The sequence below is a fragment of the Microbacterium sp. 22303 genome, assembly GCF_052045265.1.
GTDB lineage: Bacteria > Actinomycetota > Actinomycetes > Actinomycetales > Microbacteriaceae > Microbacterium.
Genome location: NZ_JBQEOQ010000002.1, coordinates 33,006 through 58,048, shown reverse-complemented (window position 1 = coordinate 58,048; position 25,043 = coordinate 33,006). Strand labels below are relative to the sequence as shown.

The window sequence follows — 25,043 nt, the reverse complement described above, 5'->3', positions numbered from 1 at the left end:
ACCCGTGACGTTGTTGTCCGTATCCGGACAAGTCCGCAAGCGGTACTTGTCGGCGCCTGGACGGTTCAGGACAATTGATCGTATCCGAGGGGGAACCGCCATGATCGACTGCCTCGCCGCGCCGCATTCGGCCGGAGTGATCCCCTTCCTCGCCGGCGCTCTGCTGCTCGTCGCTGTGGCCGTCGGGGTGCTGCTGGGCGGTATCCGCCGCCGTCGGGGCGAGATGTCGCGCAGAGTCGTGGCGGTGCTGCTGGTCCTGGTGCTCGGGGGCGGAGGAGTCGGGATCGGCCTGGTCGTCGCTGTCGGAGACGGGCCGGAGTCGGCCGCTCGCGACGCGGCGTGCCTGACTCCCGCGTCAGGGGGGCCCACTCGATCCGCGATGACTCCTCGGGCGATCTCCGCCGACCGGGACGTGGCCTTCGCCAGCGGCGGTGTCACCTATCACGGCAGCTACCGCGGCCCGGTCGACCCAAGCAACCCGGGCGAGGAGGGAAGGTCGGTACCGGCGGTCGTGATCGTCGTCGGCACCGGAGCCGTGGACCGCAACGGCGACGCACCAACCCTCGCTACCGAGGCCTACCGGTGGCTCGCCGACCGGCTGAGCGCCGCCGGGGTTGCGTCGCTGCGGTACGACAAGCTCGGAACCGGCAGCACCGGCCTCGGCGCCTACGCCGCCGACCCGGGCGCCATGATCGACCTCGGTTACGACCGGCTCCGAGTGCAGCCCATCCGCGACGCACTCGCCTTCGTCGCCGCGCAGCCGGGTGTCGACCCGCACCGCCTCCTGCTCCTGGGGCACAGCGAGGGTGGCGCGGACGCGCTGCTCGCCGCGACGGACCTGCGCGGCGCCCCGCCGCTCGCCGGTCTTGTCCTGCTCGAACCGGCGTACACCCGCATCCTCGACATCGTCGCCCGCCAGTTCACGGTGCAGATCGACGCGGCGGTGGCCGGCGGCGCGATGACCGCCGTGGACGCCGTGACGCTCGAGGGCTGGATGGCGCGCGGCGTCGAGCAGATCAGGATGCAGGATCCGCCCTTTCCCGCCCCGGAGCCCCTTCCGTTGCCGGCGGCGACGGGCCTCACCGCTGTCTATCGGGACACCATCGCGTCGAACATCTACGGAGCCGACCCCGCGCAGATGGTGATCACGCATGCCTATCGCACCCGGTACGGCAAGGAGTATGACGCCGTCGATCCCGAGCGCCTCGCCCCGCAGGTCGCGATCCCCACACTCATCACCTGCGGCACAAAGGACTTCAACACCCCGTGCGGCGACGGTGCGCCGGGCTCCGGGGTGCGGGCGGTGTCCGACGCGTTCCGCCCGGGGATCGCGCACTTCGCGCGGCTGCCGGACATGGTGCACGTCCTCCGCGATGTCGGATCGGCGGACCCGTCCACGCCCGCCGACCAGCTCGCGCACCCCTTCTCCACCGCGCTGCAGAAGCAGCTCGGCGCCTTCGTCGCACCGTTCACCGAGGAGCCCGCACCATGACCCGAACCGATCCTTCCGCTCCTGCGGATCCACCCGTCGGCGAGCAGCCGCAGCTGAAGCGCACCCTCGGCGGCTTCCAGGTGTTCGCCGTCTCGTTCGCGTTCATCTCTGTGGCGGTCGGGGTGTTCGCCACCTACGGCGAGATGCTGCAGACCGCGGGCCCGGTGGGGATCTGGCTCTGGGTGCTCGCCGCCGTCGGCCAGACCCTCGTCGCCCTCGTCGTCGCGCAGTTCGCGGCGCGAATCGCCCTGAGCGGATCCTCGTACCAGTGGGCATCGAGGCTCGCGAACCCGAAGATCGGCTGGTTCTTCGGCTGGCTCAGCTTCTGGTACCTGGCGATCGCGGTCGTCACCATGGCCAACGCCATGGCGAGCCAGGCGCTGATGCCTTTGCTGGGCATGCCTTCCGACGAGGGCACGGCCCGGGTCCTCACCCTCGTGATCCTGGTGGTCCAGGCCGCACTGGTGATCGCCTCGACCAGGCTGTTCGGGCTCATCACCTCGGCCGCGGTGGCCGTCGAACTCGGGATCATCGCAGTGCTGGTGATCGCACTGCTGCTGGTCATGGCGATCACCGGCGGCGGCGACCTCGGCACGCTCGGTTCGCAAGGCGTGTCGAATGGCGATCCGAACTACTTCGCGATCGGAGGCGGACTGATGGCCGGGGCGCTGATGGGCCTCACGACGCTGGTCGGATTCGATTCGGCGGCCAACCTGGCGGAGGAGACCAAGGATCCGTTCCGGGCGGTCCCGCGGGCGATCGTGGGATCGGTGATCGCGGCCGGCGTCGCCGGGCTGATCTTCCTGATCGTGCTCACGGTCTCGATCAAGGACGTGGGGGCCGTCAGTGCGGATCCGTCGCCGGTCGCGGCGATCATCCGCGGCCAGCTCGGACCGGTCTGGGAGCGGATCCTGATCGGCGGGATCGCGTTCGCGTTCTTCGGCGCGGGCATGGTGGTCATGGCGGCGTGCTCGCGCCAGGTGTTCGCGATGGCACGAGATCGGCGTTTCCCCGCGGCGCGGCTGATGAGCCGGGTGAATCCCCGCACTCGCACGCCGGTCGCTGCGACCGTGCTGATCGTGGTGATCGGGATCGTGCTGATGGTCGCGCTTCCGGGCGACGCCCTGAACCAGCTGCTCGTCAGCGGGACGCTGCTGCCGGCGCTGATGTACGGCGCGATCGTGGTGCTCTATCTGGTGGTGCGCAGGAGGCTGGGCCGGAAGAAGGGCGGCTTCAACCTGGGCCGTGCCGAGCTCCCCGTCACGGTCGTGGCGCTGATCTGGGTGGCCGTGGTCCTGTTCGTGCTCGTGACGCCGCCGGCCTCGTTCATCCCCGCGCTGGTGGTGCTCGGGCTGATCCTCGCGGGCGGGGTCTACTTCGCGTGGCTGATGATCTTCCGTCGGAGGGTGCTCGAGACCGAGCCCGACGGCGGCGAGGCGGTCGAGACGGTCTCCGCGGTCGGCGGAGCCGCGATGCTCGAGCCGACCGCCGTGACGGAGGGGGTCGAGGGGCGGTGAGGGACGCCCCCGGCGCGGTTCCGGGTCGTTGGATGCGTCCGAACGCCGGAGACGGAAAACGCCGCTCCCGCTGCGCGGCGAGCGGCGTCCTCCCTCTTCCGGATCGCGGTTCAGTGCGCGAGGTACGGCACGCGCTCCCAGCTCAGCACGTGGTCGGCGCCGGGGCGGTTGATCGTGACGTGCAGCCAGTCCTTGTTGTTCGAAGATCCGTCGACCGTCACGCGCGTGAGGTTGTCGGCGGATCCGGTCACGCCATAGGTCGTCAGCCACGGGGATCCGGCCGCGAGCGGCTTGTCGGAGTTGTAGACGTGGCTGTCGCCGTTGACGAGGTAGACCTCGCCGTCGAAAGCGCTGGACTGCTCCACGAGAGTCTGCACGAGCGGCTGGAAGGCCGAGATGTCCGACCAGGAGGGCGTGTAGGTGGGGTCGAACATGTCGGCCTGCAGCAGCACCATGACGGCGCGGTCGTGCTTCTGCTTCGCGGTCGCGAACGTGCTCTTCACGAGCGAGATCGCGTTCGCCATCCGCGCCTGCTCCGCGGCGAGCTGCTCGGGGCGCGCGACGGTGTCACCGAGGCCGGCCCACGGCTGGACGCCGTCGTTGCTGCCGACGACGTGGATCGCGGCGAAGTCGACGCCCTGGCGACGCAGAGACACATTCTCAGGGAACCCGGCCGCGGTCTGCGCGTCGACTTTCACCGGGTTCTGCCCGAGGGTGACTCCGGGGTTCGCGAAGAACACGGAGCGGTCGTGGGCGAGGCGCTCGAGCGGGTTGTACGCCCCGTTGTTCGCACGGTGGCAGTCGGTCCACTCGTTGTCGCCCGGGGTGTAGATCAGCGGGTTCGTGAAGGTGTCGAAGTCACCCTTGATCTGCTGGTACAGGGCGTCGTCGCAGCGCGTCGAACCGTTCTTGATGTCGCCGACGTGGAACGTCATCTCCGGATCCGCAGCGTTGATCTCCTGGATCCACTGCGGGAACAGCGCCTGCTGTGCGGTGCCGTAGGGGACATCGCCGATCACGGCGAACGAGTAGTGGCCGTCCTTGTCCTGGCCGGGTGCATCGGCAGCGAGGGCAGGGGCGGTGCTCGCGGCGACGAGCGCGATGGCGGCGGCCGTCGCCGCCACAAGAGTGCGGGGGAGGTGCATGCGAAGCTCCTTAGTCGGGGGCGTGCCGGAACGGGGGCGGCGCCTCGTCCACCCTTCCGAGTCACGGGGGCGTGCGGATGGACGGAGGGTGAACGGCCGGCGAACATCCCCGGCCCGAGGCGGGGAGTGCGGCACGGATGCGGCTTCCGCAGCCCGGCGGACGAAACGCGGCCCGCGCGTGAGATGATCAAGACCACGATTATGCAACTTGTTGCAATTGGAGGTCGACCATGAACCCCTATCCCGCGCTCTTCACCCCGATCCGCGTCGGCGCGGTGACGCTGCCGAATCGCGTGCTCATGGGGTCGATGCATCTGGGGCTCGAGGAGCTCGACGGCGGTTTCGCGCGCCTCGCGGCGTTCTACGCGGAGCGCGCGCGGCACGGCGTCGCGCTCATGGTCACCGGGGGCGTCTCGCCCGATCGGGCGGGGCGTCCGTGGGAGGGCGGTGCGGTGATGACCGCGGCTGCCGTCGCCGAACACCGGCTCATCACAGACGCCGTGCACGCCGAGGGCGGCCGGATCCTGCTCCAGCTGCTGCACTTCGGGCGCTACGCCCACCACCCCGACCTCGTCGCCCCCAGTGCGCTGCAGGCGGCGATCGCCGAGCATGTGCCGCACGCGCTGACGCACAGCGAGGTGCTCGAGGTGATCCGCGGCTTCGCCGACGCGGCGACGCTCGCCCTCGAGGCCGGATACGACGGCGTCGAGATCATGGGGTCGGAGGGGTATCTGCTCAACGAGTTCCTCGCGCCGGCGACCAACCATCGCGACGACGCCTGGGGCGGAGATCCCGACCGGCGCCGCACGTTCCCGATCGCCGTCGTGCGCGCCGTCCGAGCCGCGCTCGGTGCCGGCGCGATCCTCTCCTTCCGCCTCTCCGCGGTCGACCTCGTCGAGGGCGGATCGACCGAGGATGAGACGATCTCGCTCGCGCTGGGCCTGGAAGCGGCGGGCGTCGACCTGCTGAACACCGGCATCGGCTGGCACGAGTCGCGGGTGCCGACGATCGCGACCCTCGTGCCTCGTGCCGCGTTCGCCGCGGCGGCGCGACGCCTGCGGGAACAGGTCGGGATCCCCGTGGTCGCGAGCAACCGGATCAACACGCCGGAGGTCGCGGAGCGCCTGCTCGCCGCGGGGGACGCCGATCTCGTGTCGATGGCGCGTCCGTTCCTCGCGGATCCGGAGCTCCTCGCCAAGGCGGCGCGCGGCGAGGCGCACCGGATCAACACGTGCATCGGCTGCAACCAGGCGTGCATCGACCACACCCTGACCGGCCGGGTCACGAGCTGCCTGGTGAACCCTCGCGCCGCCCACGAGACGCTGATCCGGCTCGGACCGACGCGCGCGGCGGAGCGCATCGCCGTGGTGGGGGCGGGGCCCGCCGGCCTCGCATTCGCGGTGGCGGCGGCCGAGCGGGGTCATCGGGTCGAGCTGTTCGAGCGGCGGGCGGACATCGGCGGGCAGTTCGACATCGCGCGCCGCATCCCCGGCAAGAGCGAGTTCGACGAGACGCTGCGCTACTACCGGCATCGCGTCGACGAGCTCGGCATCGCCCTGTACCTCGGCGTCGCCGTGGACATCGAGATGCTCGCGGGCGCGGATCGGATCGTCGTCGCGACCGGCGTCCTGCCGCGCCGCCCGGACATCCCTGGCCTCGACCTGCCGCATGTGCTCGACTATGCCCAGGTCGTGCGTGAGGGGCGCCCGGTCGGTCGTCGTGTCGCGATCCTGGGCGCAGGGGGCATCGGCTACGACGTCGCCGCCTATCTGACCCGCCCCGGACACCGTGCGGGCGAGGACGACCTCCGGGCGTTCGAGCGCGAGTGGGGGATCGCGGAAGGCGGCCGCGGGCGCGGGGGCCTCGTCGAGCCCGCCCCGGAGCACTCGCCGAGGTCCGTCGTGCTGATGCAGCGCTCGCCGGGTCGGCTGGGGTCGCGACTGGGCAAGACGACCGGGTGGATCCACCGCGCCGAGCTGCGCCGCCGCGGGGTGCAAGAGATCGCCGGCGCGGACTATCTCGCCGTGACGCCGCACGGCGTGCGCATCGCCGTCGACGGTGAGGAGCGGCTGATCGAGGCGGACACCGTCGTGCTGTGCACGGGGCAGGAGTCGAATGCGGCGCTCGTGGCGGAGCTCCGCGCCAGGGGGCTCCGGCATCACGTGATCGGCGGCGCGGACGAGGCCGCCGGAATCGACGCGAAGCGGGCGATCAGGCAGGGCGTCGAGCTCGCTGCGCATCTTGAATGAAACTTGTTGCAAAAAGGCCGGAACATCGGTACCATCGCTGCTACCCGGTTCCATCAATAATGACACTGAGTATCACTCAGACTTCCGGTGGACTGCCCGCCGGGCCACGACAGAGAGGTCGATCCGCCATGAACGCGCTCACCCGCCCCGCGCCTCGCGCCATGGACGAGCGCGCCGCCGGCCGGGTCCGTTCGTATCCTGATCGCATGTCTCTCGCTCATGCCATCCTCACCGCACTCAACGAGCGGCCGTCCTCCGGTCTCGAGCTCGCCCGCCGGTTCGACCGCTCGATCGGCTACTTCTGGCCGGCCACGCACCAGCAGATCTACCGCGAGCTCAGGGACCTGGAGCGGGATGGCCTGATCGTCGAGGTCGCCGACGGCGGCGGCAGGGGCGGCAAGCGCACCTACGCGATCCTCGAGGAGGGTCGCGACGAACTCCGGCGCTGGATCGCGGCGGCGGAGGATCCGAAGCACATCAAGGACTCGCTCATGGTCCGCGTGCGGGCCTCGTCCTCGCTCGGCGGAGACCTGCTGCCGGAGATCCGTAGGCACCGGGAGATCCACGCCAGACAGCTCGCCGAGTACGAGGCGATCGAGAAGCGCGATTTCCAGGGGGCGCTCTCCGAGATCCGCCGACGCCAGTACCTCGTGCTGCAGTGGGGGCTGCATCTGCAGAAGGCACGCCTCGATTGGGCGGATGCGGCGATCGAGCAACTCGAAACGCTCAGTGCGTCGCGCGGCGAGGGTCCGATCGCGCAGGACCCGATGATCCACGACCCGAAGGGGACATCATGACCGAACCCGAACAGCTCGACCTGGCCGGCACCGCGGGGCGGGTGGCCGTGTGGCACTGGACGCAGGGCGCGCCGCAGTTCATCGCCGTCATCGCCCACGGCTACGGCGAGCACGCTCGCCGCTACGACCACGTCGTCGAGCGCCTGCTCTCGGCCGGCGCCGAGGTGTACGCGCCCGACCATCAGGGGCACGGACGCTCCGAGGGTGCTCGAGTGCTCATCGAAACCTTCGACGACTACGCCCACGATCTCGATGCCGTCATCCGCCTCGCCGCAGACGCGCACCCCGAGCTCCCGGTCGTGCTGATCGGCCACTCGATGGGTGGAGCGATCTCGGCGCGCTACGTGCAGCGCGAAGGCACCGGCGCTCTGGCTGCCCTGGTGCTGAGCGGGCCGTTCATCGGCGGCAATCCCGACCTGATGGGTCTGGTGAACCTCGACCCGATCCCCGAGGTGCCAATCGATCCGGAGGGGCTCTCTCGGGACCCGGCCACCGGACAGGCGTATCTCGACGACGAGTACGTGTATCACGGGCCGTTCCTGCGCGAGACGCTGCTCGCGATCGAGGTCGCCCTGAAGGACATCGCCGACGGCCCCGACGTCGGTGCGCTGCCGACGATCTGGCTGCACGGAGAGGACGATCCGATCGCCCCCTACCCCTTGGCGGCGACGGTGCTGCCCCGCCTCATCGGCCAGGGCGGTGCGCGCAAGAGCTATCCCGGTGCGCGGCACGAGATCTTCAACGAGACCAACCGCGACGAGGTGATCGGCGACGTGATCGACTTCCTCGGCAGGCACGTCCCGACACGTCGCTGACCATCCATCCTGCGTTTTCACCGGGTCGCTGTGGCGTACCCGGCATCCGCCGAGCGACGAAGGAGTCCTCATGAGCTTTTCCAGCCCGTATCCCGCGGTCGATATCCCGGAGCAGTCGCTGCCCCAGATCGTGTTCGGAGAGCTTGCCGCCGACGACCTGAGGAAGAGCGCGATCATCGACGGGGCGTCGGGGTGCGAGGTCGACTACGGTCAGCTGCGCGACCTTGTGGCCGCAACGGCCGACGAGCTCGACCGCAGCGGTCTGCGCCCCGGCGACGTGGTCGCGCTGCTCGCACCGAACTCGATCGAGTTCGCCGTGCTGTTCCATGCGTGCGGCGCCCTGGGTGTCGCCGTGACGACGGTCCCGGTGCTCGCGGTGGCCGAGGACATCGCCACGCAGCTGCGCGTCGCTGGTGCCCAGCGCATCTATGCCGCCCCGGCGCTCTTGGACACCGCCGCGGTCGGTGCCGCAGCGGCGGGCCTCGACCCGGACGCGGTCCTCTCTCTCGAGTTCGCGGGCCAGGCGCGCGACAGCGCACCGGCGCTGCCCGTCGCCGGCTTCGACCCGGCGACGCAGCTCATGGCACTGCCGTTCTCGTCCGGCACGACCGGACACCCCAAGGGTGTCGAGCTCACGCACCGCAACCTCGTGGCCAATCTGTGCCAGATCGAGGAGCGGATCGGCGTCGGCCGCGCAGACGTGGTCATCGCGGTGCTGCCGTTCTTCCACATCTACGGGATGACGGTGCTCCTGAACCTGGCGCTCAAGCGTCGTGCCACGCTGGTGACGATGCCGCGCTTCGACCTGGAGCAGTTCCTGAGCCTGATCCAGCAGCACCGCGTGACGTTCGCCTTCGTGGCGCCGCCGATCGCCGTGGCACTCGCCAAGCATCCGCTGGTCGATCAGTACGACGTGTCGAGTCTGCAGGAGATCTTCTCGGGGGCCGCGCCGCTGGACGAGCACCTCGCCGAGGCCGTCGAGCGCCGCCTCGAGGTGTCGGTGCGCCAAGGGTACGGGATGAGCGAGATGAGCCCGGTGTCGCACTTCGTCGGCCGCGGCGAGAGCTCACCCAAGGCGAGCGTGGGCCCTCCCGTGCCGAACTCGGAGAACCGCGTCGTCGCCGCAGACGGGCGCGAGATCGCGGTGCCCTCCATCGGCGTCAGCGAACCGGGCGAACTCTGGGTGCGCGGCCCGAATGTGATGCGCGGATACATCGGCAACCCCGAGGAGACGGCCGCGGTGCTGGATGCCGACGGTTACCTGCGCACCGGCGATGTCGTCGTCGTCGACGTGGGCCGCAATATCACGATCGTCGATCGCCTGAAGGAACTCATCAAGTACAAGGGCTATCAGGTGCCGCCCGCCGAACTCGAGGCGGTGCTGCTGGAGCACCCGGATGTCGCGGACGCCGCCGTGATCGGCGTGCCGGACGAAGATGCGGGCGAGATCCCGAAGGCGTTCGTCGTGGCTCAACCGGGGCGCGTCGTCGACCCAGAGGAGCTGAGGTCCTTCGTCGCCGAGCGGGTGGCTCCCTACAAGCGGATTCGCCTGGTGGAGTTCATCGACGTCGTGCCCAAGTCCGCCGCAGGCAAGATCCTGCGCCGCGAACTGCGCGCCCGGATCGCCGCGAGCACGCTGGCGGCGTCGCGATGATCGGCCCGGAATCTCAGGAGGAGCGCGCGATGAGCGCGACGGCTCTTGCGGACAGAAGCTATCCGGCTTGGTTGGAGCCGGCGTCCGGAATCGGTGCTGCGTCGCTCTGGTCCGTTCCCGTCGGATCGGAGGGGTATCACCCCTATCTCGCGCTGATGTACCGAGTGCGAGGCGAGATCTTCCATCGTGTGTGGGCACGTCGTCCGGGTTCCACCGGCGAGGCTCGCTACGCCTTCGTCGGCGACACCTCCGTGAGCTTTCCCGGCGTCGTTCCCCCAGAGCTTCCGCGGATCGCGGTGAGCGCATTGCAGCTCAGCCAAGCGATCCGCGTGCACGAGAGCAGGCGGCGCATCCGGGCGACGCCCGCAGCCATGCCCGCCTCGCTCACGGGCGGCTGATCGCCCGTCTTTCCCCGTTTCCACTTTGGCATCTCGTCGAATAAAAGTGCAACTAATTGCAATACGAAGCTCGGCCACCCGATCGAGCTACCACTCAAAGGAGAGAACATGAAGATCCGCAACCTTGCGGCGATGGGGATCGCCGCCACGCTGATGCTCGCCACGTCGGCCTGTACGCCGCAGAGCGGCGGCGCTGCCGGCATCACCCAGGAGAAGGTCACTGTCGGCGCGATCCTGTCGATGTCCGGCGTGTACGCCACGCTCGGCCCGGCGCAGAAGAACGCCATCGAGCTCGGCCTGGCCGCGCTCAACCAGAAGGGCTTCGACGTCGCCGGAAAGCACCACACCCTGGCGTTCAGCTACGCCGATGACAAGAGCGACCCCGCCACCACCGGAGTCGCGGCTCTGCGTCAGATGGTGCAGTCCGACAAGCTGCCGCTGATCGCGTTCGGCCTCGGATCCTCGACCTACGCGCCGCAACTGCAGCGCACCCCGGTCCCGATGGTGAACATCCTGGACAGCACGTTCCCCAGCATCCTCAGCTACGACAAGAACATCGTGCTCATGCGCGGTGCCTCCGAGACGTACACGATCGGATGCGTCGATTGGGCCCAGCAGAAGCTCAGCGCGAAGAAGATCAGCGTGATCGACACAAAGGGCGAGCCCTACGGTGAGGGTCTGACCCAGCTCATCCAGAAGCAGGGCACCGCCGCGGGCCTTGATGTCACGGTCACCTCGGCCCCGCTCGGCAGCGCCGACTACGGCAGCGCGATCGCGGGCGCCCTGGCCACTCAGCCCGACGCGGTGTACCTCTCCAGCGTGACCGGGGTCATCCTGCCCGTGCTCAAGCAACTGCGCCAGGCCGGTTACACCGGCCCCGTGCTGCACAGCTCCGGCGTCAACCCTGAGCAGGCCAAGGCGATCCTCGGTGACGGCTACGACACGCTCATGGCCGACAACCTCGACTGCGCTGGAACCACGCCGACCACTGCCGACAACCCGGCGACCCAGGCATTCGCGAAGGCCTACCAGGCCAAGTACGACGAGGTGCCGCAGGACCTCACGATGTGGGCCTACGACCTCCCGTTCGTGGTGGCCGAGGCGATGACGAAGGCCGGATCCACCACCGATCGCGCCGGGATCCTGAAGGCGCTCGGCACGATCGACGTGCCGAAGGGCAGCGTGAGCGGATGGCTGCCGTCGAGCGACGGCGCGCTCTTCACCGAGCGCAACGCACGCACGCTCTCCGAGGTCACGGCATGGTGCACGGGTAAGTCCTCCATCGCCACCGCCATGGTGTTCGACGGACTCGGGGGAAAGGTCGCCGACCCGAAGATCACCAACGCGCCGTGCGGGACCGCGGGCTGATGATCGCGCAGGCGCTCGTCAACGGGGTGTTCCTCGGGAGCCTGTTCACGCTGGTCGCACTGGGACTCACTCTGGTCTACGGGATCATGGAGATCCCGAACTTCGCCCACGCGGGAGTGATCGTCCTGGCCGCCTACACCGCGTGGACCCTACAGGCCGCCGGAGCCCCCTACCTGTTGGCGATCGCCGCTGGGGTGCTGCTGGCCGGGTTGCTCTCTGTGCTCACCGAGGTGCTCGCCTATCGGTGGATCCGGAGCAACCCGGCGGCCGCGCCCGCCATCGCGCTCGGGCTGCTGCTGATCTTGCAGAACATCGCCCTGGTGGTCTGGGGCGGCGAGGGCAAGGCCCTCAACGCCCCCTACGATCACTGGACGCTTCAGATCGGCGGGCTGAGCATCGCCGCGGTCAAGGTCGTCGTGGTCCTAGTCGCCGCGGCCAGTGTGGCGCTGCTCGCACTGGTGATGAACCGCACGAAGTTCGGTCGTTCGATCCGTGCCGTCGCGCAGGATCGTGAGGCGGCCGGCATCCTGGGCGTCTCGGTGCAGCGGCAATATCTGCTGGCGTTCCTCATCGCGGGGATCCTCGCCGGCATCGCCGCGGTGGCTTTCGCTCCGACGTATCAGGTCTCCCCGTTCATGGCGGATCCACTGCTGCTGAGCGCCTTCGTGGTGGTCGTGATCGGCGGTCTCGGCAGTATCGCCGGTGCCGTGATTGGCGGGCTCACCCTCGGCATCGTGGAAAGCCTCGGGGCCACCTTCATCGATCCCGCCTATCAGAGCGCGTTCGGATTCCTTCTTCTGGTGGCGGTGCTGGTGCTGCGGCCCGGCGGCATCCGCACCACGAACGCACAGAGAGTAGGTTGACCGATGTCCATCCTTGAACGGGTCGTGCCCGTGCGCGCGGCTGCCCCGGAGCGTCGCCGTCGGTGGCCGAGCTGGGTCGGCATCGTCGTCCTCGGCGTGGTCGCCTACCTCGCAGTCACGAACCTGCAGGGCGATCAGGGGCTCGTCGCGGTCCTCGTCGTGATCTGGGCGATCGCCCTGGTCGGGCTCAACGTTGTGCAGGGTCTCGGCGGCTATCCGAGCCTCGCGCAGGCGGGCTTCTTCGGGATCGGCGCGTACGCGTCGTCGCTGCTGTTGAACGCGGGGCTGCCGTTCGTCGTCGCGGCGCTCGGCGCGGTGGGGATCGCGAGCGTTGTCGGAGCGATCGTGGCGCTCGTGTTCAGCCGCACCCGGGGGCAGTATTTCGCGATCGGAACACTGTTCTTCGGTGCCGTGTGCGCCCTCGTGTTCATCAACGAAGCGCCGCTCACCGGAGGACCTAACGGGATGCCCGTCGCCCTCGGCCTGCCGCTCGAGGTCGTGCTGGTGCTCATCGTCGGATCCCTGGTGGTGGGCCTGATCCTCTTCGAGCTGCTCGGGCGATCGGTGCTCGGGGAGCGCCTGCGCGCGATCAGCGCGGATGAGGACCTCGCCGAGCACGCGGGTGTGCCCACCGCACGCACCAAGGCGATCGCGTTCGTAATCTCCTCCCTGTTCGGCGCGTGGGCCGGCGTGCTGCTCGCGCAGTACAACGGAGTGATCGCGCCCTCGCAGTTCACCTTCGTGCAGGGCTTCCTGATGTTTGTCGCGATCGGGATCGGCGGCTACGGCCGGCTGTCCACGCCCGTCGTCGGGGCGGTGATCGTGGTTGGCCTCTCCCAGCTGCTCAAGCTGTACCCGGGGGTGAGTCAGATCGCGCTGGGCGTGATCTTCGTGCTGGTGACGCTGCTGATGCCCGGCGGGATCATCGGCGGCATCGAGCAGCTGCTCGGCGCGCTGCGCCGCGCGTTCGGCGGCCGTGCTGCCGCAAGGAACGGCCGTGTTGCCACGTGGAAGGAGATCTCATGAGTGTCCTGGTGATCGATGCGCTGTCGAAGGACTTCGGCGGGGTCCACGCCGTCAATGACGTGTCGGTGAGCGTCGACCGCGGTCGTGTGCTGGGCCTGATCGGTCCGAACGGATCTGGCAAGACGACGTTGCTGAACATGATCGGCGGAACGATCCCGCCCACCTCGGGCCGGGTGCTGCTGGAGGGTGCGGACGTGAGCCGGCTGAACCCGCACCGCACCGTGCGTCGGGGCATCGCGCGCACCTTTCAGACGACACGGCTGTTCACCGGATGGACGGTGCGGGAGGCCCTGAATCTGGCGCGGCGCGCGCGGCCCGGATCCCCGCCGGTCGAGCGGACGGCGGAGATCGTCGGCATCGAGGCGGATCTGGATCGGGTCGGCTCCTCGCTGCCGAGCGCGGCGCAACGGCTCGTGATGATCGCGACCGCGCTCGCCGCGGCTCCTTCGGTCCTGTTGCTGGACGAACCTGCCGTGGGTATGGACGTCGCCGAGACGGATCACCTGCAGAGCGTGGTCGCCCGCGTGCGGGACGAACTGGCGACGAGCGTGATCGTCGTCGAGCACAACATGCGCTTCCTGATGCCGCTCGCCGACGAGGTCGTCGTGATGGCGTCGGGTGAAGTGCTCTCGGCGGGATCGCCCGAGCACGTCCGCAACGACCCCGCGGTGATCGCCGCCTACCTCGGGAGCTGACATGGCGCTTCTCACCATCACCGATTTCGTGGTCGGCTATCGCACGGTCGAGGCGCTGCACGGCGTCGCGCTCGAGGTCGAGGCGGGCACGGTCGCCGGCGTGCTCGGAGCCAACGGTGCCGGCAAGACCTCGCTGCTCATGGGCATCATGGGCGCGACCCCACGCCGCTCCGGAAGCATCCGGTTCGACGGCGTCGAGCTGGCGCAGGCCCCCACCGGGCGGATCGTCGAGGCCGGCATCGCGCTGTGCATGCAGAACCGGCGGCTGTTTCCGAGCATGTCGATCGAGGACAACCTGCTGCTCGGAGCGAACAGCGCTGGCAACAGAGTCGCCAGGGAACGGCTGGACGCGGCGTACGCACGCACACCCTGGTTCGGGCAGCGCCGCGGAGAGGCGACAGGACGACTCAGCGGCGGACAGCAGCAGCTGGTCGCGATCGCCCGAGCGCTCATGTCGGATCCGCGACTGCTGATGCTGGACGAACCGTCCAGCGGTCTCTCTCCGGTCGCCGTGCAGGAGGTGCGTGTGCTGTTGGAGAACGTCGCAGCGCAGGGGCTGACCGTACTGCTCGTCGAGCAGAACACGCATCTGGTGCAGCACCTCTGCTCGTCGGTGTCGGTGCTCGCCGAGGGGCGCGTGGTCGGCCACGGCACCGTGAAGGGCCTCGTCGCGCAGGATCTTCTCTCGGATGCCTATCTCGGCGGATAGGTCCAAGCGTCGTCGCCTGGGGTTTCGCAGCCCAGGCGACGCGAAGGATGCGCGGCCGACGGGTAGGCGCGCATCACCGTGCGGCCGGATGCGCGGGGAGAGTAGCCCCGCAGAAGCATCCGGCCGCACCCCCCCTGCGGCACACCAGGTCTCGTCCGCCGTCCCGATGCCGCTCCGCTACGAGGTCGCAGGCAACTGCCGGAGCTCGGCCTCGCCCGCGAGGTAGCGGCCCACGACGAGATCCACGAGCGGCACCGGCGGCTCGCCGTCGTCGAGCAGCGGCTCGGTGAGCGCAGCGGATCCGGTCACGCGCTCCGCCACGTCGAAGAAGTATCCGTGCGCCAGCAGGTAGGTCGCGACAGCGGCACCGGGATGCGCGGCGAGGGCGTCGGCGAGGCTCGGCTCGCGTGCGGCGAGGTAGGCGGGCACGACCGAGCGCCCCAGCTGCTCGCTCAGCAGCGCGGCCATGGCCTCGGCGTCGGGCAGCGAGCGCGGATCCCGGGATCCCGCGACGGCGAGCACGACCGGACGATAGGTGCCGCCCCCGGGGAGCGCCGCCGCACCGGATCCGGGCACCGCACCACCTCGGAGCGCCGGATCGGCGCCGGCCTCCGCCAGCCGCCGCGCGAGCACCTCCGCGAGGCGCGGATCGGGCCCGAGCGGATTCGTGACGACCGCGTCGGAGCGCTCCGAAACGGCCCGCCCCAGGTCCACCCGCACGTGGAAGCCCCGCGACAGCAGCAGGGGCACGACGACCACAGGCCCCTCGACCGCGGCGAGGGCCGTGGGGGCGTCGGGCTGCTGCACGTCGACGAAGCCGGAGTGCACGGCGACCCGGCGCTCGTCCTCGGTCTGCTGCGACGGGGCGCCGTTCAGCCGCTCGGCGACCCGGCGCACCAGCAGCGCGATCGCGGCGGCGCCTGCGGCATCGGAGGTGCCGTGAGAGACGGCGAGCAGGGCGGGGCGGGGCATGGGGGGAGTGTAGGCCGCTCTCCTGCCGGCGCGCCGGGCCGCACGTCACACGATGACACGGCCTTCGGAATCGGGCGTCCGAAACCGTCCGAAAGGTGGAGGCCGGCGGGAGGCGGCGAGGGTATCCGGATCCCTACGCTGGAAAGGTACTCGACCCGAGGAGAGACGTGTTCACCACTCCAGCCCGCCTGTTCCGCGTGCTCGCGATCGCGGAGGCCATCACCTGGACCCTGCTGATCGGCGCGCTGATCGCCCGTGCCACAGGACTGCCGCCGGTGCTGGTCACGATCGCCGGCTCCATCCACGGCTTCGTCTTCCTCTCCTACGGCGCCACCGCGGTGCTGCTCGCGTTCCACCAGCGCTGGGGCGTCGGCGTCGCGATCCTCGCGATCGCCAGCGCGATCGTGCCCTACGCCACGATCCCCGCCGAGATCTGGCTGCACCGCACCGGCCGCCTCGCCGGCGACTGGCGCCTCGCGCAGACCGACGATCCGCGGGACGCCGCCTGGTACGACCGCACGATGCGCTGGTTCCTGCACCGGCCGTGGGTGCTCGCGCTGCTCATCCTCGTTGCTGTCGCGGCCATCTTCGCCGTGCTGCTGCTGATCGGCCCTCCCGGCGGCAAGTGATCGGGGCGGCCCGGCCGCGTCCACGGGATCTGAAGTGCACCGCGTTCCTCTGTGAGGGACGCGGTGCACTTTTGGGATCCCAACTCTTGACGTCCGACGCCGCTCCTTCTATTCTCGGTTTGGGATCCCAATGTGGGATCCCAAACTCCGGTCGACATGCACGCTCGACCGGCCTTCCCGACGAAGTGAAGGAGGACCAGGTGTCCCTTCAGAACGAAGCAACGGCGGACCGAGCCGCTGAGACCAGCGCGTCGCCCCGCAGCCAGGGCAAGCCCACCAGAGTGCGATGGAGGCTGTTCCTCCTGCTGCTGATCCTGGTGTCGGTGAACTACATCGACCGCGGATCGATCTCGGTCGCCCTGCCCATCATCCAGAAGGACTTCGACCTCTCCCCGGAGCTCGTCGGACTTCTCCTGAGCGCGTTCTTCTGGACGTACGCGCTCATGCAGGTCCCGGTCGGCTACCTCATCGACCGGTTCGGCCCGCGCAAGGTCGTCACGGCCTCCTGCATCGGCTGGGGCGCGGCGACCGCCGCTTCGGGCCTGGCGGGCAACTTCATCAGCATGTTCATCGCGCGCTCCGCGATCGGCGTCACCGAGGCGGGCGTCATGCCCGCCGGCGGCAAGCTGAACGCCCTGTGGATGCACTCCAAGGAGCGCGGGCGCGGTGCGACGATCCTCGACGCCGGCGCTCCGCTGGGAGCGGGCATCGGCGGCATCCTGATCACCTGGCTCATCGCGAGCACCGGATCCTGGCGCTACGCCTTCATCATCGCCGGCATCGCGACGGTCGTGCTCGGCCTGTTCATCTGGTGGTACGTGCGTGACAACCCCCGCGCGCACAAGGCGGTCAACGACGCCGAGGCCGAGTACATCGAGGACTCGCACCGCGAGGAGGCCGCCACCGGCCCGGTGTCGACCCGCCGAGGGCTCGTGCAGTACCTGCGCTTCCGCTCGTTCTGGGCCATGTGCTTCGGCTGGCTCGGCTTCAACGGCGTCTTCTACGGCCTGCTCACCTGGGGCCCGCTGTACCTCTCCGAGGCCAAGCACTTCGACCTGAAGACGGTCGGCTGGTCGACCTTCGTGATCTTCGGCGCCGGGTTCGTCGGTGAGATCCTCGGCGGTCTGCTCGCCGACAAGCTCCGCTCCCGCGGGCACAGCGCGAACCTCGTGATGCGCTCGATGCTCGGCGCCGCCGCGCTGATCGTCACCGCCGGCCTGGTCGGCGTCACCCTCGTCGGCGACCCGATCACCGCGGTCGTGCTGCTCTCGGTCGTGCTCTTCTTCCTGCGCTGGGTCGGACTGTTCTGGGCTGTTCCGGCCACGCTGGGCGGCCGCGAGAACGCGGGCGTGCTGGGCGGCGCGATGAACCTCAGCGGCAACGTCGCCGGCTTCATCACGCCGATCGCGGTCGGCCTCATCGTCGGTGCGACGGGCGGCTACACCTGGGCGCTGCTCTACTTCGTCGGCTCGGCGATCGTGATGGGCGTCTCGGTGCTCGCGCTCGACTACAGCAAGCGGCTCGTGCGCGCATGATCGTCCCCGTCCGCGGATCGGACTCCGTCCCGGTGCACGGACGGGGTGTGTCGCTAGGCTGGGATCCCAGAACCGGAGAAGGCGGAGGGCAGCCCCGTGGCGCAGACAGTCGATGCCAGTCAGCGGGCCAAGCCGCTGCGCGAGGTGATCAGAGACACCGTTCGCAACAGGATCTTCGAGGGGCAGTACACCCCGGGATCCCGGCTGGTGGAGCGCGACCTCGCCGCGGAGTTCAACGTGTCCCGGCTTCCGGTCCGCGAGGCGCTGCGGATGCTGCAGCAGGAGGGCCTGGTCACGGAGCCGGCGACGCGCGGATCCGTGGTCGCGTCGCTCGATGCGGATCAGGTGGAAGACCTGTTCAGCGTGCGGATCGCGCTGGAGGTGCTGGCCTGCCGGCTGGCAGCGCAGCGCGCCACCCCGGAAGACATCGGCCGGCTGACCGGACTGGTCGACCGCTCGAAGGAAGCGCTCGCCCGGGGGAGCCTGGCCGAGACCCACGCCCTGAACAGCGAGTTCCACGACGAGGTCACCCGGATCGCGGACAACGACTTCCTCCGTACGGCGCTGGAGCCGCTGCAGGGGCGGATGCACTGGCTGTTCCGCCACGTCCGGGACCTTCCGGAGCTCGTCGAGGAGCACGAGCTGCTGCTGACCGCCATCGCCAGCGGCGACCCCGACCGGGCGGCCGCGCAGTCCGCCCACCACATCGAGAAGTACCGCGAACAGTATCCCGACACCGTGTGAGCTGCCATCGGCAGTCCGGGTCGGCCGCAGAGAGGACGACATGAGACTGCTGATCATCAACCCCAACACGAGCTCCGCGGTCACGGAGCTGATCCGCGCCGAGGCGCAGCGCTCCGCGCGCCCGGACACCGAGCTGCAGGTGCAGACGGCGCCCTACGGCGTGGAGTACATCGAGACCCGGCTCGAGTCGCTCATCGCGGCAGGAGCGGTGGCCGAGGTGATCGCCGAGCACGCGGGCGAGGTCGACGGCGTCGTGGTCGCGGCTTTCGGGGATCCCGGCATGCCGGCGCTCAAGGAGCTCGTCGACGTGCCCGTGATCGGCATCACCGAGGCCGCGCTCTGCGCCGCGGCGCTGCAGGGGCACCGCTTCTCGATCATCGCGATCTCGGACCGGATCACCGCGTGGTACCGCGAGTGCGTCGAGGGATTCGGGCTCGCCGGGCGCCTCGCCTCCATCCGGTCCATCACGGAGGCGCTCGGCGGCATCGGGAGCGTCCAGCAGGACTTCGGTCCCACGCTGGTCGCGCTCGCCCAGCGCGCCGTCGCCGAGGACGGCGCGGATGTGATCATCCTCGCGGGTGCGCCGCTCGCCGGGCTTGCGCGCGAGGTCGCCGGCCAGATCCCCGTCCCGGTCGTGGACGGCATCGGCGCCGGAGTGCGGCTGGCCGAAGCGGTGGTCGGACTCGCCTCCGGCACGCACCGGGCGGGCGCGTTCGCCGCCCCGCCGCGCAAGCCCCGCCGCGGCCTCAGCCCGGCGCTGGAGCGGGCGCTCGACCGTGCGCAGAACGCCACGGGCATCTCGGAAGGAGTGAACTGATCATGTCGGACCTCGTCATCGCGAACGCCCGGATCGTCAATGCGGACGGCGTCTCGTCCGGTCATATCGTGGTCGCCGGCGGCAGGATCGACGCGATCCTCGCCGTCTCGGATCCGATTCCCTCCGCCGGCCGGGTCATCGACGCCGCCGGTCGCGTGGTGATCCCCGGCGGTGTCGACGGGCACTGCCACGTCGCGCAGATCACCGGGCGGTACCGCACCCTCGACGACTTCGCCATCACCAGCGCTGCGGCGCTCTGGGGCGGCACCACCACGATCATGGACTTCGGCATCCCCCGGGACGCCACCGAGAGCCCCCTCGCGGCCGCCCGGAACAAGCGGGACCTGGCGCGGGCGTCGCGCTGCGATGTCGCCCTGCACGGATCCGTCGTCACGTGGGATGAGACGGTGCCCGCGCAGCTGGACGCGCTCGCCGCGATGGGCATCCGCTCGGTCAAGATGTACATGACCAACCGCGGATCGACCATGAGCGACAACGACACCGTGCTCAAGGTGATGAAGGAGATGAAGCGCCTCGGCGGGATGACGGTCATCCACGCCGAGCACGACGCGATCATCGTCGACTGCACCGAGGAGCACGCCGACAGTGGGGAGATCGGCATCGAGCACCTGCACGAGACCCGCCCCGAGCTCGCCGAGGAGGCCTCGGTGCGCGAGGTGCTCGCGATGGCGGAGTACATCGACACCCCGGTCTACTTCGTGCACCAGTCCACACCCGGCGCGGTCGACCTCGTCTCGGACGCCCGCCTGCGCGGCCTCGAGGTGTACTCCGAGACCTGCCCGCACTACCTCCTGTTGGACGACGGTGTCTACGCGTCGCGCTTCCCGGAGTGGTATGCCTGCTGCCCGCCGATGCGGGACGCGGCGACGGCCGCGGCACTGCGGGAGCGGTTCGCGGACGGATCCGTCGACACGGTCGCCAGCGACCACTCCTGCTACGACCTCAGTCAGAAGCGCGAGCACAGTGACGACATCCGGCAGATGCCGCACGGTCTGCCAGGGGTGGAGACGCGCATGCCCGCCGCGTTCACCGCCCTTACCGACGGGGCGCCGATCACCGACGCCGTGCTGCAGCGTTTCGCGGATCTGTTCTCCGCGGCGCCCGCCCGCATCAACGCGCTGCTCGGCAAGGGTCGCATCGCGGTCGGTCAGGACGCCGACCTGGTGGTCTTCGATCCGGACGAGGAGCGGCGCGTCGACGGAACGGCGCTGCACATGGGCACCGACTTCTCGCCGTTCGACGGCAGGACGCTGCGCGGCTGGCCGCAGGTCGTCGTCGCGGGCGGCCGGGCCGTCCTGGACGAGGAGGGCTTCCACGATCCCGGCGCGATCGGACGCTTCATCGAGCGGGAGCCGGCGGTGCCATCGCGCACGCGCGCCGAGCGCGTGCTGGCAGGGAGGAGCGCATGAGCGCCGTGCCGGACGTCCTGACCGCCTCGCGGCCCACCCGGATCGGGATGATCGTCCCGTCCTCGAACACCTGCCTGGAGCCGATGACGTACCGGATCCTGGGCGAGCGGGATGACGTGACCGTGCACTCCGCGCGTATCCCGGTGACCCGCATCGCCCTCGACGCCGGATCCGACCAGCAGTTCGACGCCGCCGGGATGCGCGCGGCCGCCGAGCTGCTCGCCACCGCCGACGTCGACGTGATCGCCTGGAACGGGACCTCGGGATCGTGGCTCGGCGTCGGGCATGATGAGGCGATTGCCGCCGAGATCACCCGGGCCACGGGCGTGCCCGCCACGACCTCGACGCTCGCCTACTTCGCGGCGTTCCGGCGGTTCGGGATCTCCGGTATCGGCCTGCTCACGCCGTACACCGCCGACGTGAACGAGCAGGTCGCCGCCCGTTACAGCGAGAACGGCGTCACCGTCACCGGGCACACCGCGCTCGGACTGAGCGACAACGAGTCGTTCGGCCGGGTGCGGCCCGAGGCGCTGGTGGATCCGTCGATCGCGCTCGCCGAGGCGGGCCCCGACGCGCTCGTCTACCTGTGCACCAACCTGTACGGCGCGCCGATCGTGGCGGAGGTCGAGGACCGCACCGGGGTGCCCGTGCTCGATTCCGTGGCGGTGACGCTCTGGCACTCCTTGGAGCTGGCCGGATCCCCTCTGCTCGACGCGCGCTGGGGACGGCTGCTCGCCTGACGCGGCGGTTCGCCCGCCCGTCAGGCGTGCTGTGCGATTTCCGTGGCGGCGCGAGGTCAGTGGATGAGAATGGCGTCCGCGGTGATCACGTCGTACCCGACGGTGCCCGCGGAGTCGTCCGTGCAGGTGACGGAGACGTAGAACCCGAGGCGGGCATCGAGGAATCCGCGGGCGGCGGCGTATCCGCTGCCCGTGTCGTCGGAGTAGGACAGCGTGCGACTCGCGATGTCCTTCGTCTGGCTGGTCGCGTTCATCAGCGTGTCATCCGTCGCGCGCTCGGTGGCCTTGTCGGGCGTCGTGCCGAGGACGGCCGCGAGCACCGCATCCGACGCGGATCGGTCGTCGGTCTGACCGTTCCACGTCATGGTGCCCTGCCAGAACTTCGCCTGGCAGACGCCGTCCTTGCGGGTGAAGCCCCAGTTGCCCTTGCCGTCGTCGGGAGTCGTGTAGTCCCACTCGCTGTCGCTGATCAGGCCGTCCGACCACTCCGCGGCCGTGCCCGCGGGCAGAGACGGGTCTTCGAAGTACAGCGATCCGGAGGAGGACGAGTCGGCCGGTGCGTCCGTCACGGTGCCGGCCTCGGCGGTCGGCTCGGACGTGGGCGTCTTGGCCGGCCCCTTGGGGATGAGGTCGAACGGGTTCAGGCAGGCGCTCAGCGGCAGCGCGGTGGCCAGGAGGAGCGCGGCGGCGCCGAGGCGGATCGCGGCAGATGCGGTGCGGGTGCGTGAGGTCATGCCCCGAGCCTAGGGATCTGCTGTGCGTCCGCACGATGGGGTGAACTATCCATGCGACGCCACTCGTGAAAGTTGAGCGCACTCGTATCAAGTTTGTTTGACATCCCTTGACAGTGGGCGTATCGTTGAGTCATCGCGACTCAGGTTTCGCAGGGTCATCCCCGGGATCCGGAGCTCGCGCAGACTTCCACCAAATTTCCGACTGAAGGAGAAAACAAATGGCACGTGCTGTCGGTATCGACCTCGGTACGACGAACTCCGTCGTCAGCGTCCTCGAGGGCGGCGAGCCCAAGGTCATCGCCAACGCAGAAGGATTCCGCACCACCCCCTCGGTGGTCGCCTTCACCAAGGACGGGGAGGTGCTCGTCGGCGAGACCGCGAAGCGCCAGGCCGTCACCAACGTCGACCGCACGATCGCCTCGGTCAAGCGCCACATGGGCACCGACTGGTCGTTCGACGTGGACGGCAAGAAGTGGACGCCGCAGGAGATCTCCGCGCGCATCCTGATGAAGCTGAAGCGCGACGCCGAGGCCTACCTGGGCGACACCGTGACCGACGCGGTCATCACCGTCCCCGCGTACTTCAACGACGCCGAGCGCCAGGCCACCAAGGAGGCCGGCGAGATCTCGGGCCTGAACGTCCTGCGCATCATCAACGAGCCCACCGCGGCGGCCCTGGCCTACGGCCTCGACAAGGGCAAGGAGGACGAGCTCATCCTCGTCTTCGACCTCGGTGGCGGAACCTTCGACGTCTCGCTGCTCGAGGTGGGCAAGGACGACGACTTCTCCACGATCCAGGTGCGCGCCACCGCCGGTGACAACCGCCTCGGCGGCGACGACTGGGACCAGCGTCTCGTCGACTACCTGATCAAGCAGTTCAAGGACTCGACCGGCGTCGACGTCTCGGGCGACAAGATCGCGCTGCAGCGCCTCAAGGAGGCCGCGGAGCAGGCGAAGAAGGAGCTCAGCTCCTCGACGTCGACCAGCGTCAACCTGCCGTACCTGTCGCTCACCGAGAACGGCCCCGTGTCGCTTTCCGAGACGATCACCCGCGCGAAGTTCGAGGACCTCACCAAGGACCTCCTGGACCGCACCAAGAAGCCCTTCGAGGACGTGATCCGCGAGGCCGGCATCAAGGTCGGCGACATCGCTCACGTCGTGCTCGTCGGTGGATCCACCCGCATGCCCGCTGTGGCCGAGCTCGTCAAGCGCGAGACCGGCAAGGAGGCCAACAAGGGTGTCAACCCGGACGAGGTCGTCGCCGTCGGCGCCGCCCTGCAGGCCGGTGTGCTGAAGGGTGAGCGCAAGGACGTCCTGCTGATCGACGTCACCCCGCTGAGCCTCGGTATCGAGACCAAGGGCGGCATGATGACCAAGCTCATCGAGCGCAACACGGCCATCCCGACCAAGCGCAGCGAGACCTTCACCACCGCCGACGACAACCAGCCGTCGGTCGCGATCCAGGTCTTCCAGGGCGAGCGCGAGTTCACCCGCGACAACAAGCCGCTGGGCACCTTCGAGCTGACCGGCATCGCGCCGGCTCCGCGCGGCATCCCGCAGGTCGAGGTCACCTTCGACATCGACGCGAACGGCATCGTGCACGTGTCCGCCAAGGACAAGGGCACCGGCAAGGAGCAGTCGATGACGATCACGGGCGGCTCCTCGCTGTCCAAGGACGACATCGACCGCATGGTGCGCGAGGCCGAGGAGCACGCCGCCGAGGACAAGAAGCGCCGCGAGTCGGCCGAGGTCCGCAACCAGGCCGAGACTCTCGCCTACTCGATCGAGAAGCTCATCTCGGAGAACGAGGACAAGCTCCCCGAGGACGTGAAGACCGAGGTCAAGGCCGACGTCGACGCGCTGAAGACCGCGCTGGCCGGTGATGACGACGAGGCCGTGAAGACCGCGTTCGACAAGCTGAACCAGTCGCAGGGCAAGCTCGGCGAAGCCATCTACGCGCAGTCCCAGGCTGACGCGGCCGCCCCGCAGGGCGAGCCGGCGGCCGAGGGCGCGGCGTCCGATGAGGACGTCGTGGACGCCGAGGTCGTGGACGACGAGGACGAGAAGAAGTAATGACGGATCCCAAGGACTTCGACGAGAACGCCGCGGTTCCTGAGCCTGTCGAAGGACCGAGCGAGGGGTCGGACGCGAACGCGTCCGGCCCCCAGCCGGAAGGGCAGGACTCCGGAGTGGACGCCGGCGCCGATGACGAACTCACGGTCGACGACATCCTGAACATCGCGCAGAGCGACGACGCGCTCGCCGAGGACGCCGCGGAGGACGCGGCCCTCGCCGACGCCGAGCACACGCTGCTCGTCGACCTCAAGCGTCTTCAGGCCGAGTACGCGAACTACCGCCGCCGCACCGAGGAGCAGCGCGGCGTCGAGATCCAGCGCGCGAAGGGCGAGGCCGCCAAGGGCCTGATCCCGGTGCTCGACGATCTCGACCGCGCCGCCCAGCACGGCGATCTGCAGGAGGGGACTCCCTTCGCCGCGATCGCCGACAAGGTGCGCTCGGTGGTGGAGCGCCTCGGCGTGGTCTCGTATGGCGAGAAGGGCGACGAGTTCGACCCGCAGCAGCACGAGGCGATCTTCCAGCAGCCCACGCCGGGTGTGCAGAAGGCCGTCGTGCTCGAGGTCGTCGAGGTGGGCTACCGCCTGGGCGATGTGGAGCTGCGTCCTGCCAAGGTCGTCGTCGCCGTTCCTGCTGAGTAGG

The 25,043-nt window shown here is 69.6% G+C and carries 23 protein-coding genes; 20 read left to right on the top strand and 3 right to left on the bottom strand.

Annotated elements, in window-relative coordinates; translation table 11 throughout:
• The first annotated feature begins 100 nt into the window (after positions 1-100).
• Together ACTJI8_RS05990 and ACTJI8_RS05985 are read left to right on the top strand one after the other, a co-directional pair.
• Complete coding sequence (locus ACTJI8_RS05990) at positions 101-1,492, top strand: alpha/beta hydrolase (RefSeq protein WP_440732509.1); 1,392 nt, start codon at positions 101-103, stop codon at positions 1,490-1,492.
• Complete coding sequence (locus ACTJI8_RS05985; protein WP_440732508.1) at positions 1,489-3,009, top strand: amino acid permease; 1,521 nt, start codon at positions 1,489-1,491, stop codon at positions 3,007-3,009. Before ACTJI8_RS05990 ends, ACTJI8_RS05985 begins: the two co-directional genes overlap by 4 nt.
• Positions 3,010-3,119: 110 nt before the next feature.
• On the opposite strand, the gene ACTJI8_RS05980 is transcribed toward ACTJI8_RS05985, so the two are convergent.
• Entirely contained in the window at positions 3,120-4,154 is a 1,035-nt protein-coding gene (locus ACTJI8_RS05980; RefSeq protein WP_440732507.1) for a hypothetical protein, read from the bottom strand.
• Positions 4,155-4,384: 230 nt separating this feature from the next.
• Here ACTJI8_RS05980 and ACTJI8_RS05975 point away from each other — a divergent pair, with 230 nt between their 5' ends.
• The 10 genes from ACTJI8_RS05975 to ACTJI8_RS05930 all read left to right on the top strand — a co-directional run bounded on the left by ACTJI8_RS05975 (position 4,385) and on the right by ACTJI8_RS05930 (position 14,728).
• Entirely contained in the window at positions 4,385-6,403 is a 2,019-nt protein-coding gene (locus tag ACTJI8_RS05975; RefSeq protein WP_440732506.1) for an oxidoreductase, read from the top strand.
• 206 nt (positions 6,404-6,609) lie between these two features.
• Positions 6,610-7,200: a PadR family transcriptional regulator gene (locus ACTJI8_RS05970; protein ID WP_440732505.1), complete on the top strand. Its 591-nt coding sequence runs from the start codon at positions 6,610-6,612 to the stop codon at positions 7,198-7,200.
• Positions 7,197-8,015: a lysophospholipase gene (locus tag ACTJI8_RS05965; protein ID WP_440732504.1), complete on the top strand. Its 819-nt coding sequence runs from the start codon at positions 7,197-7,199 to the stop codon at positions 8,013-8,015. Before ACTJI8_RS05970 ends, ACTJI8_RS05965 begins: the two co-directional genes overlap by 4 nt.
• Positions 8,016-8,085: 70 nt before the next feature.
• Complete coding sequence (locus ACTJI8_RS05960) at positions 8,086-9,669, top strand: AMP-binding protein (RefSeq protein ID WP_440732503.1); 1,584 nt, start codon at positions 8,086-8,088, stop codon at positions 9,667-9,669.
• 29 nt (positions 9,670-9,698) lie between these two features.
• Positions 9,699-10,067: a hypothetical protein gene (locus ACTJI8_RS05955; RefSeq protein ID WP_440732502.1), complete on the top strand. Its 369-nt coding sequence runs from the start codon at positions 9,699-9,701 to the stop codon at positions 10,065-10,067.
• A 108-nt stretch (positions 10,068-10,175) separates the two neighbouring features.
• On the top strand, positions 10,176-11,435 hold the full coding sequence (locus tag ACTJI8_RS05950) for an ABC transporter substrate-binding protein (RefSeq protein WP_440732501.1): 1,260 nt from the start codon (positions 10,176-10,178) through the stop codon (positions 11,433-11,435).
• The gene (locus tag ACTJI8_RS05945) at positions 11,417-12,298 is read left to right on the top strand and encodes a branched-chain amino acid ABC transporter permease (RefSeq protein ID WP_440732500.1); all 882 of its coding nucleotides are present in this window, start codon (positions 11,417-11,419) and stop codon (positions 12,296-12,298) included. Before ACTJI8_RS05950 ends, ACTJI8_RS05945 begins: the two co-directional genes overlap by 19 nt.
• Positions 12,299-12,301: 3 nt before the next feature.
• Complete coding sequence (locus ACTJI8_RS05940; RefSeq protein ID WP_440732499.1) at positions 12,302-13,324, top strand: branched-chain amino acid ABC transporter permease; 1,023 nt, start codon at positions 12,302-12,304, stop codon at positions 13,322-13,324.
• Complete coding sequence (locus tag ACTJI8_RS05935; protein ID WP_440732498.1) at positions 13,321-14,019, top strand: ABC transporter ATP-binding protein; 699 nt, start codon at positions 13,321-13,323, stop codon at positions 14,017-14,019. Before ACTJI8_RS05940 ends, ACTJI8_RS05935 begins: the two co-directional genes overlap by 4 nt.
• Position 14,020: 1 nt before the next feature.
• Positions 14,021-14,728, top strand: coding sequence for an ABC transporter ATP-binding protein (locus tag ACTJI8_RS05930; protein ID WP_440732497.1), 708 nt, complete (start codon positions 14,021-14,023; stop codon positions 14,726-14,728).
• Between the two features lie 177 nt (positions 14,729-14,905).
• On the opposite strand, the gene ACTJI8_RS05925 is transcribed toward ACTJI8_RS05930, so the two are convergent.
• Complete coding sequence (locus ACTJI8_RS05925) at positions 14,906-15,700, bottom strand: sirohydrochlorin chelatase (RefSeq protein WP_440732496.1); 795 nt, start codon at positions 15,698-15,700, stop codon at positions 14,906-14,908.
• Positions 15,701-15,867: 167 nt separating this feature from the next.
• Here ACTJI8_RS05925 and ACTJI8_RS05920 point away from each other — a divergent pair, with 167 nt between their 5' ends.
• The 6 genes from ACTJI8_RS05920 to ACTJI8_RS05895 all read left to right on the top strand — a co-directional run bounded on the left by ACTJI8_RS05920 (position 15,868) and on the right by ACTJI8_RS05895 (position 21,595).
• Positions 15,868-16,329 (top strand): DUF3817 domain-containing protein, encoded by a 462-nt coding sequence (locus ACTJI8_RS05920; protein WP_440732495.1) that lies wholly within the window; start codon positions 15,868-15,870, stop codon positions 16,327-16,329.
• A 200-nt stretch (positions 16,330-16,529) separates the two neighbouring features.
• Positions 16,530-17,864: an MFS transporter gene (locus tag ACTJI8_RS05915; protein WP_440732494.1), complete on the top strand. Its 1,335-nt coding sequence runs from the start codon at positions 16,530-16,532 to the stop codon at positions 17,862-17,864.
• 96 nt (positions 17,865-17,960) lie between these two features.
• Complete coding sequence (locus tag ACTJI8_RS05910; protein ID WP_440732493.1) at positions 17,961-18,608, top strand: GntR family transcriptional regulator; 648 nt, start codon at positions 17,961-17,963, stop codon at positions 18,606-18,608.
• 40 nt (positions 18,609-18,648) lie between these two features.
• Positions 18,649-19,425: an aspartate/glutamate racemase family protein gene (locus ACTJI8_RS05905; protein WP_440732492.1), complete on the top strand. Its 777-nt coding sequence runs from the start codon at positions 18,649-18,651 to the stop codon at positions 19,423-19,425.
• A 2-nt stretch (positions 19,426-19,427) separates the two neighbouring features.
• Complete coding sequence (locus ACTJI8_RS05900; RefSeq protein WP_440732491.1) at positions 19,428-20,855, top strand: amidohydrolase family protein; 1,428 nt, start codon at positions 19,428-19,430, stop codon at positions 20,853-20,855.
• Entirely contained in the window at positions 20,852-21,595 is a 744-nt protein-coding gene (locus ACTJI8_RS05895; protein ID WP_440732490.1) for a maleate cis-trans isomerase family protein, read from the top strand. Before ACTJI8_RS05900 ends, ACTJI8_RS05895 begins: the two co-directional genes overlap by 4 nt.
• A 56-nt stretch (positions 21,596-21,651) precedes the next feature.
• Here the strand turns inward: ACTJI8_RS05895 and ACTJI8_RS05890 are convergent, their stop codons facing one another.
• Positions 21,652-22,329: a hypothetical protein gene (locus ACTJI8_RS05890; RefSeq protein WP_440732489.1), complete on the bottom strand. Its 678-nt coding sequence runs from the start codon at positions 22,327-22,329 to the stop codon at positions 21,652-21,654.
• Positions 22,330-22,547: 218 nt separating this feature from the next.
• Here ACTJI8_RS05890 and dnaK point away from each other — a divergent pair, with 218 nt between their 5' ends.
• Together dnaK and ACTJI8_RS05880 are read left to right on the top strand one after the other, a co-directional pair.
• Positions 22,548-24,401 (top strand): molecular chaperone DnaK, encoded by a 1,854-nt coding sequence (dnaK, locus tag ACTJI8_RS05885; RefSeq protein ID WP_440732488.1) that lies wholly within the window; start codon positions 22,548-22,550, stop codon positions 24,399-24,401.
• Positions 24,401-25,042 carry a nucleotide exchange factor GrpE gene (locus ACTJI8_RS05880; protein WP_440732487.1) on the top strand — a complete coding sequence of 214 codons (642 nt, stop codon included), beginning with the start codon at positions 24,401-24,403 and terminating at the stop codon, positions 25,040-25,042. The genes dnaK and ACTJI8_RS05880 overlap by 1 nt, the downstream gene beginning before the upstream one ends.
• The last annotated feature ends 1 nt before the right edge of the window (position 25,043 follow it).